Raw genomic sequence first — 16,076 nt, 5'->3', positions numbered from 1 at the left:
TAAAGAATCTGTGTCAGATTTACAGATTCTTTGTACTTTTTAGGCAACTTAAAAGGGCCTCAGGCTCACTTGCCATGACTTTAACGAAGCTTTTCTAATTCGCTCCACAATTTAATTCTTTTTGCTCTTTCCATTTTTCTGCGATCAGGTGATGTGTGTCTTCTTGGCATTTCCAGCTGATTTCTAATTGAATTAAACATGTTATCCATAAAAATGATGTCGTCATACTCAGCTTTCCCAATAACGAACTCCAATATGCCAGCTGAAACGAGCTCATTATTACGTTGATAGTCGCGCATTGAAACATCTGCTAATTCATGTACAGCGCCATTATATTCAATGGCTGCCTGTCTATTTGTATCTGCATTGCAGTCACCTTTTGAAAGTAATAAATCAATAGCCCTTGTTTTCTCCGTAGACTTCCTGCTCTTTAATTGCTGAATCCGTACTTCCTTATTTAGCTCAACCTTAGGAATTGCATAACCACCTGCAGACATAGGAAGCGAAGCGCGAAGAGCAAGCTTTACTTCCATCGGAGAAGCGGCATTTTCAAAAGAATAAAAAGACGCCAATCTAGCATTCCTTATTCCGCGGCATCCAGATACTGAAGACAAATAACGCTCAAAGTCTGTCTTTTGAAAGACAGGTTCATACCAATTAGATCTTAATTCAGAGGTAGATGGATCGATGGCAAACCTGCCTTGAAATTCTGAAATTAGCATCACGGTTTCTAGTAACGTTTGTTCCTGGGCCAATTCAATCATGAGTTCAAAAGGTGATGCCACTTTAATTGCTAATTTACCGAGAGTTAGTTCCATACATGATGTCTGGGCAAAATGGGACGAAGTATGAAATTTTATTTCACTCGATCGGTAAGTCCTTTTCTTCTCGTCAACCACCAATTCAATTGGATTAGCCAGCATTATTCCTAGATTGGAAAATACCTCTTTCTTGATTTGATCAATTTCCAAAGTTAAAGACTCTGTATGAATTCCGGCACTTGGCGAGTCATGGTGAATCAGTCCGTGACCCTTAATTCTCATAGCACGGAATAATTGTAAAGCTGTTGTATGTGATAGATAAAATTCCATAAGCCAATAGTATTTTCTTAAGAAAAACTTGCAACCCAAGTCGCTGATTGTAGATAAGCGCCATTTGTTGTAAAACTGCAGGTTAGGGATATCTATCAGAAAATCATTGCTCCTAAATGCCCAGCTAGTAGCGTTAGACCTTCCATGCGACGTATTCTCGGTCAAATTTCGGTCAAATTCAATTTGCGCCAAATTCGTAATTTTCATTTTTCTGTGAGAATGCACTGAGGCGCGAAAATCTAATCTTCCTTGTATAAAAGTTGCCTAAAAAGTTAAAAGAATCTGTAAAACGGCCACAGAATCTTTGACAAAATCAGGCAAATCCACAGACTCTTTGACGAATTTAGGCAAAATCCACAGAATCTTTTCACTTTTCAGGCGCGCATTATAACTCACATCAAACACATCAACCGCCTCTCGCGAGAAGGGCGTGCTAGGTGCACGTCTTTCGCGCGTACCGTGCCCAACAAAAAACGGACCTGGAGAAAATCCAGGTCCGTTGCTTTAACTAGCAGCAAGAACGCGCTGTCGCATCGCACGCCATCGCATCGACGCCCGCGCTCAGCGCATGTCGAAGGTTAGTTCCAAGCCTTACCGTCGGAACCAAACTCGCGGATGAGCTCCTTGGTACGCTCGACGATTGCCTCACGACCAGGCTTCAGGAGCTTACGAGGATCGTAGCCCTTGCCGTTGTCAACAAGGCCAGCCTCAACGTACTTCTTGGTTGCCTCAGCAAAGACAAGCTGAAGGTCGGTATTGACGTTGATCTTGGAGATGCCCATAGAGATAGCCTTCTGAACCTGCTCTACAGGAATGCCGGTACCACCGTGGAGAACAAGTGGAAGATCACCGACGCGCTCCTTGATAGCCTTGAGCTGATCGAAGGAGAGGCCCTCCCAGTTAGCTGGGTAGATGCCGTGAATGTTGCCGATACCGCAAGCAAGGAAGTCAACGCCCAGGTCAGCAATCTTTGCGCACTGCTCAGGATCAGCAAGCTCACCCTTAGCGGTAACGCCATCCTCGGTGCCGCCGATGCCGCCGACCTCAGCCTCAACAGAAATACCCTTTGCGTGAGCTGCCTTTACGACCTCTTCGGTACGCTTAAGGTTGGTCTCAAAATCAGGCTCGTGAGAACCGTCATACATGATGGAAGTAAATCCAGCCTCGATGCACTTGAATGCATCCTCGTATGAACCGTGGTCAAGATGGAGAGCAACTGGAACAGTGATGTTCTTGTCCTCAACAAGACGACGAACCATATCTGCAACAACGCGGTAGCTTACCTGCCACTTTGCTGCGCCGCTGGTGCACTGAATGATGACAGGAGACTGAAGCTCTTCTGCTGCATCAAGGATTGCTGCGGTCCACTCAAGGTTGTTCTCGTTGAATGCGCCGATGCCATAGTGACCCTTCTCGGCACTCTGGAGCATGGCTTTTGCGCTTACAAGCATGCTAAACCTCCGTTTGACGGAAAACTGATACATATAAATGATACCTTGTTTCATCACCATTGATAGGGTCGTTTTTAACAAAACACCGCGAGAAACCCGACGGGTTTCTCGCCAACTGATGTTGCGATTTAGCGACGAAACATTACTTCTTCACAAAAATGAGGTAGGCTATCAGTTCGAAGAAAGGAGCATCTTGTGAGCTATAAGCACTTTGATGCAGACAAAACTCGACTTGCGTCGCCTGCTCAACCTACAGATGAAGCGGCAGACGAGAAACCCGGCCTTCTGAAGGATGTCTCGATTACCCAAATTTTGGCAACGTCGCTTGCTGCGGTAACCGCATTTGTGTTGTCAAACCAGATTGGTATTGCTGGCTCAATCATCGGCGTGGCCGTTGGTGCCGCTGCGTCGGCGCTTGCCTCGCAGATTTACCAGAACGTTATTAGGCGCTCCACGCACAAGTTCCGTAGCAGCGACAACGATGACTACAACCAGCAGACATATTCTGACAGCAATCAGAACACGCTCGAGGGCACGCAGTACATGCCTCAACCCCAATACGCACCTTCTCGCGATTATTATTCCAACGCCGCTTCTACCGCGGGACAGTCTTCGCAGGTAAATCGCGCGCCAAAGTTGTCGCGCAAGCGTGTAAGAGCGCTGACTATCGTGACCATTATTTCGATTATCTTTACCATTTCTGCCGTCATTCTTTACGCTATGTTCCTCAGCTATATCACCGACGGATCCGGTCTTGGACCAAAGGTCAGCACTACCCCAGTTGTGACAGAAAAAACTGCGGATACCAGCAATTCAACGGATAAGAAGAACGACTCCAGCTCTTCTAGCGAGAAGACCGACGAGTCTAGCAAGTCCACTGATTCCAAGGATTCTTCTTCCGAGAGCACTGACTCCAAGAAATCGGAGACCACCAGCTCCGACAGCTCGTCTAGCTCGGAAAAGACAAGCGATTCTAGCAGTTCAAACAACTCATCGGAGAGCAACTCTTCCAGCAACAACTCCGGAACAGGCAGCTCAAGCAGCAATTCTGGTTCCAATCAGAACTCTGGCTCTAACAGCGGCACCAAAAGCGGATCTAACGGTTCTGGCTCAAACGGCTCCAACGGAGGCAACTAAGCCGCGGTCGTGTCAATTGCCGGCGCCGGCGGTTGCCGCCGCGCAGCAGCCGCCGGCGCAGCAGCCGCCTTCGCGGCCACTGCAACGCACCTAACAGCAACAACAAACAGCAGCTCAACTGAGCTTGCTACAGAAAGGATAGGTATGGAAACCACAAACGCATGGAAAAAGTACACCTCGGAGGACCTGGACAAACTCCAGTCGTTTACCGAGGGCTACAGAAAGTTTATCTCCGAGAACAAGACTGAGCGCGAATGCGCCGCAAGCGCTATCAAGCTTGCCGAGGCAGCAGGTTACGTCAAGCTTTCTGACGCCATCGCTGCAGGTAAAACTCTCAAGGCTGGCGACAAAGTCTATGCAGACATTCGCGGCAAGTCCGTCATCTTTGTCCAGATTGGTACCAAATCCCTGGAAGAGGGTCTAAACATTCTTGGTGCTCACATCGACTCCCCTCGCTTGGACGTCAAGCAGAATCCTCTCGAGGAGCGCAATGAGCTTGCTACCCTTGACACCCACTACTATGGCGGCGTCAAGAAGTACCAGTGGGTCACCATTCCTCTGGCAATTCATGGCGTTCTTGCACTTAAAGACGGTAGCGTCGTAAACGTATGCGTTGGTGAGGATCCAACGGACCCTGTTTTCTGCATCTCCGACCTTCTCATCCACTTGAGTGCTGAGCAGCTTGGTAAGACTGCTTCCAAGGTCATCGAGGGTGAGATGCTTGACCTCATTGTTGGCAATCGTCCACTTGTTTGGGGCCAGAATGGCGAGAAACCCGCTGATGCAGAGGGCGATGAGCCAAAGGAAGCTGTTAAGACTAACGTCATCAATATCCTGAAGGACCTCTACGGCATTGAGGAAGCAGATCTTCTCTCCGCTGAGCTTGAGATTGTTCCTGCAGGTCCTGCTCGTGACATGGGCTTTGATCGCTCCATGATTTTGGGTTATGGTCACGACGACCGCAGCTGCTCCTACCCTTCCCTGATTGCGCAGCTTGAGTGCGATCTTCCTGCACGTACCTCCGTCACCATCCTGACCGACAAGGAAGAGATTGGCTCCGTTGGCGCTACTGGCATGAACTCCCTCTTCTTTGAGAACATCATGGCAGAGGTCCTGGCACTTGCTGGTTTTGAGTCTCCACTTTCCCTACGCCGCTGCATGGCCAACTCCTACATGCTCTCCAGCGACGTTTCTGCTGGTTATGATCCTAGCTTTACGGGAAGCTTTGAAATCAAGAACTCTGCTATCATGGGTCATGGCCTTGCATTCAACAAGTTCACTGGTAGTGGCGGCAAGTTTGGCTCCAACGACGCTGATGCCGAGTACGTAGCACTGATTCGCCGCATTATGGACAACGCCGGCGTTCAGTTCCAGACCGCTGAGCTTGGCCGCGTTGACGCTGGTGGCGGCGGAACTATCGCATACATGTTGGCTAAATATGGCATGCACGTCATCGACTGCGGCGTTCCTGTTCTCTCCATGCACGCACCTTGGGAGATTGCAAACAAGGCCGACATCTTTGAGGCATATCGTGGATACCGCGCATTCCTTGAGTTCAGCGAGTAATTAAGCTACGCAAATTAACTGCACAAACAAAATTGTGTGCACGAAAATCAAGCTAACAAGAAAGACGTGAGAGACAAACTCTCACGTCTTTTTTCTGTATCAAATTCAAGGCGAGAAACCCGCGCACCCGCAGCAATGCATCCAGGCAATTATCCCAGCAATGAAAGCACTTCTCGCTTGGCAGCCAAAAACTCTTCGCTCAAATCAAATGATGCCAGGTCAGCACCTTGACCAGCGCCTTTGCCAGAGTCTGCCTCCACCGCATCAGTGTAGCCCTGCGGCTCAACAACGCCCACAATCTTGGTTACCACACCCTGCGCGGGACTGCCCGCCATTACGTAAATGCGAGAAGCCATGGCAACCGCCTCATCAACGTCGTGCGTGATCACCAGTGCCGAGAGGCCAAACTCCTTCACGGAAGACATGAGCCACGCACGCATTTCTCGCCGTGTGAGAGCATCTAGTGCCGAGAAGGGCTCGTCCAGCAGCATAATATCTGAGCCAATGAGTGCCGTGCGCAGGAACGCAACACGCTGTCTCATGCCGCCTGAGAGCTCGTGAGGCCAGCTTTGCGCCACGCGCTCAAGTCCACCACGTTCCAGCATCTCCTGGGCTCGTGCACGTGCCTCAGAGCGCGAGACGCCCTTCAGCTCAAGCGGAAGCGCTACGTTGTCGATGATGCGCTTGCTTGGGATGAGCAAATCCTTCTGGAGCATGTAGCCAATGTGTCCCGGATGCCCTGTGACGTCAGAGCCATGCAGCAGTACCTTGCCCTGTCTCGGCTGCAGAAGTCCTGCAAGCGCATGGAGCAGTGTTGTCTTGCCGCAGCCTGAGCGACCAACCAAGCAGGTAATGGTGCCAGGTTGCAGCTCAATCGAGATATCCTGAGCAACTACCTGACCGTTTCCCCAAACCAGCATAAGATTGCGCGCCTCAAGTGCTGGCACGTCCTGTTGTGGCTCGCATGCAGGTGCAGCTCCTAGGCTTTTCTCGCCAGAAGCGTCCATAGCAGCACCTTCTGTTATGTCAATAAGCTTCTTATCCAAGGTACTCACTAGTAAATCCTGCGGATGGGTCAATCTTATTCTCTAGCAGCTGCTGGTTATTGAGCCAGGTGTAGAATCGCTGCCAGCGAGCAGAGTCAATAACTCCCCACTTCTCGGCGTCGTCAATGTATTTGGCAGCCAAGAACTTCTGAGAAGCTTTAACCAGGTCAGCGTCAAGTTCTGGAACAGCTTTGAGTAGAATTTCTGCCGCTTCATCAGGGTTAGAAACGCAGAACTCATAACCTTTTCTGGTAGCGCTTAAGAAGGCCTTAACAGCGTCTGGATTCTCTTTTGCAAAGCCATCATTTACTGCGATAACTGGCGTGTAGTAGTCAAAATTCTGATCAATAGCTGCAAACGCAAAGTAGTTGTACGCAAAGTTCTGAACACGAGCGTTTTGAACAGCCCACTGCTCATACACCCAAACAGCATCAAACATCTTTGCTTTTAGTCCAGATACCTCATCATCTACCTCATAAGGTACCATTTTAAGCGTGGAGGGATCTCCTCCATCAGACTCCATAACTGACCTGATAGTAGCCTGCTCAACAGGGAGATTCCACGTTGCGTAAGTACGATCATTAAGGTCACGCGGACGAACAATGTGATCTTCTTCACGGCTCATAATGCCTGAAAGATTGTGCTGAATGATAGCAGCCACCGCAGTATATGGCAGCGGATTAGAAGATGAGAGGCTGTTAGCAATATAGTCCTGGTAGGTAACGCCCATCTGTGCGCCACCAGCACCAATCAGCGCATCGGCACCATCGGCAGGTGGCTGCTGAATAGTTACCTTGAGGCCAACCTCGTCAAAGTAGCCCTTCTCCTGAGCCACATAAATGCCGGTATGGTTGGTGTTTGGGGTGTAGTCCAGGGCAAACGTAATCTCTGTGGGGCTGCCGGAATTCTGCCCAGCACCCTTGTTTGCGTTGGATGGAGCAGACGGCTGTTCAAGCGAGCAACCTGCGCAAAGTCCTGCTGTCGAGAAACCCATCGCAGCTAGAAAGCCTTTTCTTGTTATACCCTTGCGATTAAATGCGTTCATGCGCGTAATCACTTCTTTCTTTGAGTTTCGTCAAGTTATCGTGCAGATTCTTTGGCATCCTGAGAGGTATCCCAAGGAAGTGCACGTTTTTGGACAAGTTCAACAACCTTCATTAATACTAGCGACAGCGCAGACACCACCACGATTGCCGCAAACATCCTGTCGTACGCAAACGCCTTTCTGACGCGCGTCATATAGACACCAAGGCCAGCGTCGCCTCCCAGCCATTCTGCGATTACTGCACCAATTACGGCGTAGGTCACGCTCATTTTGAGTCCCGAGAAAAACTGTGGTGCAGCAGCGGCCAACTTGACATGCCAAAAAATCTGCACACGACTAGCTCCCATGGTGGTCATCAGGTCAACCATATCGGGATCTATTGCTTTAAATGCTGAGTTAAGCGCCACGGTAATAGGGAAAAACGTTGAAATAGCCACAAGAACAATCTTTGGCAAAAGGCCATAACCCAGCCAAAGTACCAAAAGCGGCGCAATGGTCACAATAGGGATAGTCTGTGAAATAGTTACAAGTGGAGAGAGCAGTTTGTCCAGCGTTTTGAAGAAGTCCATAAGAACCGCAAGCGCAAAGCCAATAAGCACTCCAATAGCCAGACCTACAAGGGATTCTAAAAGCGTAATCCCTGTATGTGTCATAAGAAGCTGAAAGTCCTTAACCAGCGCAAATACAACCTGAACAGGAGTTGGAACAAGGTAATTTGGAATAATTCCTGCAACAATAACAAGCTGCCAAAGCACAAGAAAAGAAGTAAGGGATATGGCTTGCAATGCAAACTGAGAAAGTTTTTTCATATGCCCTCCTTCTTATAGTGCGTAAGGACGGCATAGGCTCCCTACGCTGGCATTGCCCAGATCAGGTTTATGGGTCGCAGCATAAGGTGCTGCCTCTCAGCCGGGCCATTTCCCAGCTCCCCGTATATTTATTATAGCGCGGATGCCTCTAACATCAAATAAATAGTTAAACAATCTCCCTAAAAGGCCTAATCTAGCAGCGTTTTCTTAAATCGCGCATTTTTTGTGCGCTCTGAAATCGAGTACTCTGAAGTCCTATGCCCCGAAGCCACGCGCTCCCAGCCTAACAGGACTAGCCCAAAAGCTCTTTAAGTCCCAGCTTATCTGCCTCGGTAATTTGACGTACGACCTTTGCGGGAGAACCAACAACAAGAGAATTGTCTGGAATATCTTTAGTAACCAGACTATTAGCACCAATTACACAGTTATTTCCGATAGTTACACCGGGAAGCACCGTCACATTTCCGCCAAACCAGCAGTTATCTCCCACCGTGATAGGCAATGCTCGCTCATACCAAGCATTTCTCTCCTCAGCATCTAGAGGGTGCTGGACGGTGTACGCCTTAAACTGAGGACCCACAAAACTATGAGCACCAAAAGTGATAGGCGCACAATCCATCAAGTATGCACCGTGATTGATAAAGCTATGTGGGCCAATCTTGATGTTGAAGCCATAGTCAACATTAAAAGGAGAAACTGCTGCACTTCCCTCTCCTAGTTCACCGAGAAGTTCAGTCAAAATCTGACGGCACTTTTCTTTATCACTTGGACGGGTCTGATTAAACTCCCAGGCAAGATCCTTTGCTCGCCAAAACGCAGCGCTCTGCTCTTCGTCAGAGCCGCCACACCACTCTCCCGCACTCATACGCTCAAGCTTTGATTTCTTATTTTCTGAGTTTACAGTGGTCTGCTTTGGATCAACATCATACATAGCTAACTCCTCACGTTACTTTATTGAGCAGTTAGAAGTGTAATAAAAGAAGAGCCCCTGACGAGGCTCTTCCCGGCTAGTTTAAAGTTCTTGTAACCAACTACATTGCATCAAAAACATTTACCCACTTAAGCAGGAACTCTGTTTCTTTTACACGACCGCGAGCAAGCTCTGCTGCAGCAATAATGCCAAGCCATTCGTTTACATACTGACGAGTGCAGCCCTGCTTAGTGCAATAAAAATTGATGTATTTCTCGGCAAGTTCCTCATCACCATGAAGAAGCAGGTGCAGGTAAGTTGTAGCGCAGTCTGCAGCGCCATTGCCTTGTGTTGCATGGGCCCAGTCAAGAATTACAGGAGCGCCATCTTCGGCGAGAATAACATTGGACGGGACAAAGTCACCGTGGCAAACCTTAGTGTGAGGTTTCATGCCATCAAGCTTAAGTAGAAGCTCATACCTTGTGGCCTCATCAAGGATGTCTGGAATGCTGTTAATCATTCGGGTGAACTTGTCTTTTTGATGAGTAAGAAGTGGTGCCTTATGAGCGTGAATGGCCAGCTCAATATCGACAAACTTATTGAGATACTCATCCTCTTTTTCTGGATGCTCCTCAATAAGCTGCCTAATTGTTTTACCTTCAACTTTTCTGGTTGAAACAGCCCAGCAATTACCAACTTTACTAATCTCTACAAGAGATGGAACGTTGATGCCGGCCTGCTCAGCACGAGTGAGGTTTAATGCCTCATTCATAATATCAGCAGAAGGTTTGCTTCCGCTGAACACCTTAACGACTGTGTCTCCGTTGTCATACACAACCTTGTTATTACGCTCGACAATTACTTTTTTATCAGCTTTGAGCTCCATAACAACCTCCAATAAGGTACTCATGCAGATACTCACTATCCACCTAGTAGTATTGTCGTTCTTCTCTAATCTCTCCTGGCGAGAAGAACACTCTTATTGGTTAAACGGTTGGCAAATTCGGTGAACGTAAACATCTCCAGTTAAAACAAGGAATCGTCCTTCTGACAAAGATCCCCCGCTTTTTATAAAAGCGGGGGATCTGCATACTAAGTGTATGTGTGTTGCTTACTGCTCTTTACGAGTGCGAGCATATGCTCCAACACCAACAAAGCCAGCGCCGACCGTTGCAAACGCAACCATAGCTACAACACTTGCGTCACCAGTATCAGGCGTGCGGTGCTTACGCTTCTTACCAGGCTTCTCTGGAGTTGGAGTTGGGGTAACTGGAGTCTCGGTGTTGGTAATGGTAAAGCCATTAGCCATATCACCAGTTATCTCAGAAGTGTAACCCTCAATAGCATCCTCAGAAACGGTGTAAGCAATGACGTGATTATCTGCTGCGTAAAGATTTACACCAACAAATGAACCGGTCCAATTGTTTGCCTCAGAAAGGACAAGGGTCTGACCAGTGTCAACACCATCAGCAAGCAGGTGAACGGTTACAGAATCCTTCTTTGTACCATTCCAAACCTTGGTTACTGGAACATCGCGAGTTACAGGAGCATCAGCCTTGTTAGTCAAGGTAGTGATGTTACCGTTAACCTCAGGAGTCTGAGCAGTCCAACCGACTACGGTTCCTTCTGTAAAGCTCAAAGTTACGTTATCAGGAAGACCGTGGAATGTATGCTCCCAGTTGTTTGCCGCAGAAAGCTCAACGGAGTCAACAACATATCCATCTGCCTTTAGATAAACAGTAAGCGTCTCTGGAATAACTGCATCTGGGTTTGCAGAAGTATCCCAAACTTTCTTAACGGTTACATCCTGAGTACCCTCTTCACCAGTAATAACGGTACCGTTGGAGCCAATACCACCACCACGCTGTGCGGTATTTCCAGAAATAATCAGCTGAGCCTTATTCTGTGCTGCGGCGATAGAGCTATAACGAAGATTAGACTCAAGAGCAAGCATATCGGTGTTGTTAACGATATTGCTTACTTCTTCAGTAGTATGACGTGCAGCAGCTGGATCAGCTTCACCAAGGATTGAAGGAAGGTTGATGGTAACCGCGCCATCCTTAGTCCAATGTGCAGAGGCACCACCAAGCATATAATCAGAAATAGTTGCACCAGCAGATTCACCTGCACCGCGAACGGTTGCAATCTCATCACCAGCACCATTTGCGGTGTTGTTGAAGAATGCTACGCCATTTTTGGAGTGGAATTCAGCTACACCAGTTGGGCAGAACCAAGCACCACCACCAATAACAGTTGCGGTGTTGTTCTTAATAAGTGCGTTATTAATGTGGACAACATAAGGAACAGAAGCAACGTAAACTGCGCCGCCCTGGTCATTTGCAGTGTTATTGATAATTTCACCAGCATTAAGGGTTACATTAGCAGATGCAACATAAATACCAGCACCAACACCCTTATCGCCAAGCTGGTTGGTGCCATTACTAGTGACCTTGTTTCCGTCAATAGAGCCACCATTCATGGTGAAGCCAGCGCGATAAATGTTTGGCCAGTTATTCCATGGAGCACCAACCTTGGAATAAGGAACCTTCTGACCACCAACAACACCAACAAACTGGTCGTAGGTAGCAACGCCACCGCCAGCAATGCCAGCAGTGTTGTTCTTGATGATGCCGTTATTCATAACAATGTTGCCGTTCCAGATTACGTAGATACCACCACCGGACTCAGAAGCAACATTATTAGTAATAGAGCCACCGTTGAAGGTAAAGTCTGCCTTTGACTTAGAATCACCAAACTGAGGATTACCTGCGTAAATGTAGACGCCTGCACCTTCAACAGCCTTATTGTTAGTGATATATCCACCACCCATAGTGGCTGTTGTTGTCTCACCGTTTGGATCCAAGGCATAGAGCATCAGACCACCAGAAGAATTAATGGTAGAAGAAGCATCGCCCCCAGTGATGGTTCCGCCAGTCATAGTGAAATCTGCATTTCTTACCAAAACGCTACCGGAGTACTGATTGGTAAGAGTAGTGTTCTGAATGGTACCGTCACGGAGCTCACCTGTTGCACCATTTGCAACAGTAACTGCGCCACCAAGAGCGTTAGCAACCGTGCTGTCCTGAATGGTGCCGCCGGCCATAACAAATTTTGCGCCAGCGCCAGTAGTAAGAACTACGCCGTTATTTCCAGGTGTAGGTTTTGCCTTACCGTTTTTAATAACGCCACGAAGCAAGGTAAAGCTACCACGGTTCTCAACGGCAAATGCAGTGTTGTTGCCATCAATGGTGGCGCCATCAAGAGTAACTGCGCCGCCAGAAGCAATCTTGAACATATAGAAATTAGAGCCGGTCATGGCACTTGTGATAGTTCCAGTACCCATCAACCTAATGTTCTTATTAGCTGGAACCTGGACTGGAGCAGTAATGGTAAAGTCCGCATTTACCTGAACGATAGTCTGCGAACCATCTGCTGGAGCAGCAGCAATAGCAGCCAGCAGCTCAGCCTCTGAGGTAACAGGGGTGGTGTCTGCGAGTGCTTGCTTTGCAAGTCCTCCAACGAGCGAGAGTGCTAGCACAAACGTAGCAACAATCGCCATGCTCCAACGTGAAAGCCTTTTCATGGTAAAACTCCTTGCGCTTAGGGAGCTTGTAGTGACAAAACAATAAAACAATTACTATAAAAGCGTAAAACAGTGCAACTTTAGCGTACTTTACTCTTCTTTGTCTAGCTGTTCAGGCTCTTCTGGACGATGTTTTAGGCGATCGTATTCTTCTTCGGTCAAAACATCTTCAATTCGTAGGTTAACACCAGAAACTTCAAGGCCTGTCATACCGGTAATTTTCTCGACAATTGTATGTTTAACGTCTTCAAAAATCTGAGGCGCATAAGAACCATATTTAATAAGTACAGAAACGGTAACATTTAGCGAGCTGTCAGGCAGCACCTCTACAGTGACACCTTTAGCCGTATCAGATGCACCAAGTACATCCTGAACTCTGTTAAGCCAGTTTCCACGAGCGCCCACCACGTTGGTGACGTCACGTAAAGCCAACGAGACGATCTTCTCGACAACTCCACCAGAGAAGGTAAGAGAGTCTGTATCCTCAAGATCTGCATCGGAAGGAACATCTGTTGTCTCTTCTGCAGGAACAATTTCTTCAGAGGTGGTCTCTTGCGAATTAGTAAGTTCTTCTGCCACAGCTCTCTCCTATCTAGTTTCTGTCCGTAAATAAGGAACGAATCTTTGCCAAAATGGTTGCCTTTCCGTCAAAAATCTGACCGATGGCAACTCCTACCAGTACAAACAATGCAACAACTAGCATTTTAAAAAGGCCAAACGTAAACAAAAAAATTGCAAACAAAAGACCCAAAAATCCGCCAATAATGGCACCTGGATGGTCAACGACGTATTTCTTGCACTTCTCCTGCATCTTCTGAAAGAAGCTTTTATCCATTGTCTGTGACCTCCTTTGCATCTGGCTCTGAAATACTCAATCGAATGTCTTTACCAGTCTGCTGAGCAGCGGCTTGAGTAGAAGGTTGCTCGTAAGATTGCTCTTCTACAATCTCTGGTTCTGGCACAACCTCTTTTGACTGAAGCGAAGACGCACCTTCTTCATCTTTTGGCGAGAAGGAACTTGGCTTGATAAAAGAAAGATTGATGCTAGAAACACAAGGTCCGCACACGATAGCAAGACCAGACTGAAGAGCGTTATAGAACTCAGAGCCCTTTGCAGTGACATCAACAGGCTCTTTGGGGAGAATATCAATCTGTACAGCTACAGAATTATTCTCAGAAATCTGCACGTTAACACGGTGTGCAAGGCAAGTTCCATCATCTTCAATAATATGGGCTGCCTGAGAAGAAATAGCGTCTTTAGTGACGGAGATTGTTCCGCCCTCAACTGTTGCAACCGTGAGCTTTACTGTCTTTCTAATGAATAGAGCTCTAAACAACACCACTACAAGGCCAAAGATGCTGATAGCTGCACAGGCGTTAAGAGCAATAAGGTAGGGCTTGGTAAACAAGAGATTAGTTGCCTGATGTGTCCAAGGACCAAACCACGTTAAAGCAAGAGCTAAAAATACAAATGCACTTGCAAGAACATAGAGTATGTAGCAAAAACGCTTGAAGCCGCTCATAGCACCTCCACTTTCTTTTATATAAACAGTTTAACCCCAATACCGGACAAAAAGAGAATATAAAAACTGCCTCCCGGCGGAAGGCAGTTTTTAGTCTGTATATACCGTTAGCAGAAAACGAACTTAAGCGTTCTTCATAACAACGGAGCGAACAACTCCCGCCGCGTCGTCACAGTAATCCAGAACAGTCTCCATGCGGTCAAAAATACGAAGCCAAGCAACGGTGTGGCGACCAGGCATCTCATCACGGAACAAGCGAGAGAGTGCGTTGTGGTAAATAAGGTCTCCCTCGTCCTCAACATGTCCTACTGCAATGGCCTTCTCCATAACGGTAGGATCTTTCTTGTAGTCACTCAGAACACTCAGCATCTCCTGGACTGTCTTGCATGCGCGAAGGGTAAGCTCAGCAAGCTGCATAGCTTCTTTACGAGTGTCGTCAACGTTAAAGAGATCAAGGCGCTCCGCAACAGAATTCATTCCGTCAACAATGTCATCAAGACGAAGCGCCAAGTCAGAGATGTCCTCACGCTCAAAGGGAGTGACAAAGGAAGCGTAAAGCTCCTTCATAATGTGCTGGACCTTCTCGTCACACTCACGCTCGTAAACCTTCATCTGAGGAATACGCGCGGCAGTCTCGGGAAAGCCTTCCATAATGACCACATACTCTTCAGCGGTTTCTACAATTTTGTCGCCAAACTCGCGGAACATAGTGTAGAAGACGTCCTCTTTTGGCTTACCTAGCATGAATCCTCCAATAAAGTTGAGCGGTTCAATAGAACTCGTAAAAGACAGTTATACGTACTTAGAAAATCATCAGGAACAGTTTTGCAAAAAGAAAACCAATAAGTCCGCAGCCAGGGAAAGTAAACACCCATGCTGCAACCATTTCTTTTGCAACGCCCCAGTTAACTGAACGAATATTTTTTGCAGCACCCGCACCCATCATGGCCGTCATTTTTGTATGAGTTGTTGAAACAGGAAGACCGGTCAGTGTGGAAAGCAGCAAAGATGCAGATGCCGAGAAGGACGCAGCAAAGCCCTGATAACGCTCAAGCTTTACCATTTCCATTCCGACTTTTTTAATAATCTTTCTTCCGCCGATTGCGGTACCGATAGACATAAGAGCAGCACACAGTACCTGCAACCAAAGCGGGAATACATCTGCACCAGCAGCTCCATGACCTGCGGAAAGTGCAATTGCAAGCATGGCAATGGACATGAACTTCTGGCCATCTTGTGCACCATGCATAGCCGCAACAAATGCTGAGCCAACAACCTGCAAATGGCCAAACATCTCATCAGCGCGCTGTCGATCAACGTTTACGCAAAGCTTGTTAATTGCTTTAACAATGATCCAACCAGCGGCAAAACCTAATGTGGTTGAGAAGAGCAGACCAATTAAAACCTTGCTCCACTCGCCCCAGTTAACTGCGCCAAAATCACCATGAATAGCAAGTGCTGCACCGGTGAGACCTGCAATAAGGGCGTGTGACTCAGAAGTTGGAATACCTAAAGCCCAAGCTCCTACTGCCCAAGTAACAATACCAACACAGCCTGCGGCAAGAGCAACAAGAGCCTCATGGTTATTGCTACCAAAGTCAACCATACCCAGAATTGTGTCTGCAACTGCAGTTGAAATGAGGCACATAGCCACCAAACCAACAAAGTTGCATACAACACTCATGATAATTGCATGGTTAACTTTAATTGAACGAGTTCCAACAGCCTCTGCAATAGCATTAGCCGCGTCGGTTGCACCATTTACAAAAATGCATCCAAAAACAAGGACAATGACGAGGGCCAAAAACGGATTGGCAACCATCATCTCAAAAAAGTGTCCGAGGGTTATCATTCGGTACCTTTCAAACCACTTTCATAACGGGACAATGATAATCGAAATATTGTTCAATTATGT

At 47.5% G+C, this 16,076-nt stretch carries 15 protein-coding genes and 1 riboswitch; of the genes, 2 read left to right on the top strand and 13 right to left on the bottom strand.

Going from position 1 to position 16,076, the window contains the following annotated elements; translation table 11 throughout:
- Positions 1 to 80 precede the first annotated feature (80 nt).
- Positions 81 to 1,283 (bottom strand): hypothetical protein, encoded by a 1,203-nt coding sequence (locus RWJ96_RS02900; RefSeq protein WP_314018844.1) that lies wholly within the window; start codon positions 1,281 to 1,283, stop codon positions 81 to 83.
- Positions 1,284 to 1,669: 386 nt separating this feature from the next.
- Entirely contained in the window at positions 1,670 to 2,542 is an 873-nt protein-coding gene (gene fba / locus RWJ96_RS02895) for a class II fructose-1,6-bisphosphate aldolase (RefSeq protein WP_035432865.1), read from the bottom strand.
- Between the two features lie 195 nt (positions 2,543 to 2,737).
- Between fba and RWJ96_RS02890 the strand changes: the two genes are divergently transcribed.
- Both RWJ96_RS02890 and RWJ96_RS02885 read left to right on the top strand, forming a co-directional pair.
- Positions 2,738 to 3,679: a hypothetical protein gene (locus RWJ96_RS02890; protein ID WP_314018843.1), complete on the top strand. Its 942-nt coding sequence runs from the start codon at positions 2,738 to 2,740 to the stop codon at positions 3,677 to 3,679.
- Between the two features lie 144 nt (positions 3,680 to 3,823).
- On the top strand, positions 3,824 to 5,245 hold the full coding sequence (locus RWJ96_RS02885) for an aminopeptidase (RefSeq protein ID WP_314018842.1): 1,422 nt from the start codon (positions 3,824 to 3,826) through the stop codon (positions 5,243 to 5,245).
- A 149-nt stretch (positions 5,246 to 5,394) separates the two neighbouring features.
- On the opposite strand, the gene RWJ96_RS02880 is transcribed toward RWJ96_RS02885, so the two are convergent.
- The 11 genes from RWJ96_RS02880 to RWJ96_RS02830 form a co-directional block, all read right to left on the bottom strand.
- A complete protein-coding gene (locus tag RWJ96_RS02880) occupies positions 5,395 to 6,252 on the bottom strand; it encodes an ABC transporter ATP-binding protein (protein WP_396427209.1) in 858 nt (285 codons plus the stop codon).
- Positions 6,253 to 6,283: 31 nt separating this feature from the next.
- Positions 6,284 to 7,336 (bottom strand): ABC transporter substrate-binding protein, encoded by a 1,053-nt coding sequence (locus tag RWJ96_RS02875; protein ID WP_314018840.1) that lies wholly within the window; start codon positions 7,334 to 7,336, stop codon positions 6,284 to 6,286.
- A 35-nt stretch (positions 7,337 to 7,371) separates the two neighbouring features.
- The gene (locus RWJ96_RS02870; protein ID WP_314018839.1) at positions 7,372 to 8,145 is read right to left on the bottom strand and encodes an ABC transporter permease; all 774 of its coding nucleotides are present in this window, start codon (positions 8,143 to 8,145) and stop codon (positions 7,372 to 7,374) included.
- Positions 8,146 to 8,165: 20 nt separating this feature from the next.
- Positions 8,166 to 8,278, bottom strand: a riboswitch (TPP riboswitch).
- Positions 8,279 to 8,437: 159 nt separating this feature from the next.
- Positions 8,438 to 9,076, bottom strand: coding sequence for a sugar O-acetyltransferase (locus tag RWJ96_RS02865; protein WP_314018838.1), 639 nt, complete (start codon positions 9,074 to 9,076; stop codon positions 8,438 to 8,440).
- 100 nt (positions 9,077 to 9,176) lie between these two features.
- Positions 9,177 to 9,965, bottom strand: a complete 789-nt coding sequence (locus tag RWJ96_RS02860; RefSeq protein ID WP_314018837.1) for an aminoglycoside phosphotransferase family protein — start codon at positions 9,963 to 9,965, stop codon at positions 9,177 to 9,179.
- A gap of 201 nt (positions 9,966 to 10,166) precedes the next feature.
- Positions 10,167 to 12,638 carry a Cna B-type domain-containing protein gene (locus RWJ96_RS02855; RefSeq protein ID WP_314018836.1) on the bottom strand — a complete coding sequence of 824 codons (2,472 nt, stop codon included), beginning with the start codon at positions 12,636 to 12,638 and terminating at the stop codon, positions 10,167 to 10,169.
- 90 nt (positions 12,639 to 12,728) lie between these two features.
- Positions 12,729 to 13,217 carry an Asp23/Gls24 family envelope stress response protein gene (locus RWJ96_RS02850; RefSeq protein WP_314018835.1) on the bottom strand — a complete coding sequence of 163 codons (489 nt, stop codon included), beginning with the start codon at positions 13,215 to 13,217 and terminating at the stop codon, positions 12,729 to 12,731.
- 13 nt (positions 13,218 to 13,230) lie between these two features.
- Entirely contained in the window at positions 13,231 to 13,473 is a 243-nt protein-coding gene (locus RWJ96_RS02845) for a DUF2273 domain-containing protein (RefSeq protein ID WP_313995369.1), read from the bottom strand.
- Positions 13,466 to 14,161, bottom strand: a complete 696-nt coding sequence (amaP, locus tag RWJ96_RS02840) for an alkaline shock response membrane anchor protein AmaP (protein ID WP_314018834.1) — start codon at positions 14,159 to 14,161, stop codon at positions 13,466 to 13,468. Before amaP ends, RWJ96_RS02845 begins: the two co-directional genes overlap by 8 nt.
- Positions 14,162 to 14,284: 123 nt before the next feature.
- Entirely contained in the window at positions 14,285 to 14,905 is a 621-nt protein-coding gene (locus RWJ96_RS02835; RefSeq protein WP_314018833.1) for a DUF47 domain-containing protein, read from the bottom strand.
- A 58-nt stretch (positions 14,906 to 14,963) separates the two neighbouring features.
- Positions 14,964 to 16,013 (bottom strand): inorganic phosphate transporter, encoded by a 1,050-nt coding sequence (locus RWJ96_RS02830; protein WP_035428240.1) that lies wholly within the window; start codon positions 16,011 to 16,013, stop codon positions 14,964 to 14,966.
- Between the last annotated feature and the right edge of the window lie 63 nt (positions 16,014 to 16,076).

This window comes from Lancefieldella parvula (assembly GCF_963547875.1).
Taxonomy (GTDB): Bacteria; Actinomycetota; Coriobacteriia; order Coriobacteriales; family Atopobiaceae; genus Lancefieldella; species Lancefieldella parvula_D.
This window is presented reverse-complemented; position numbering and strand designations above follow the sequence as displayed.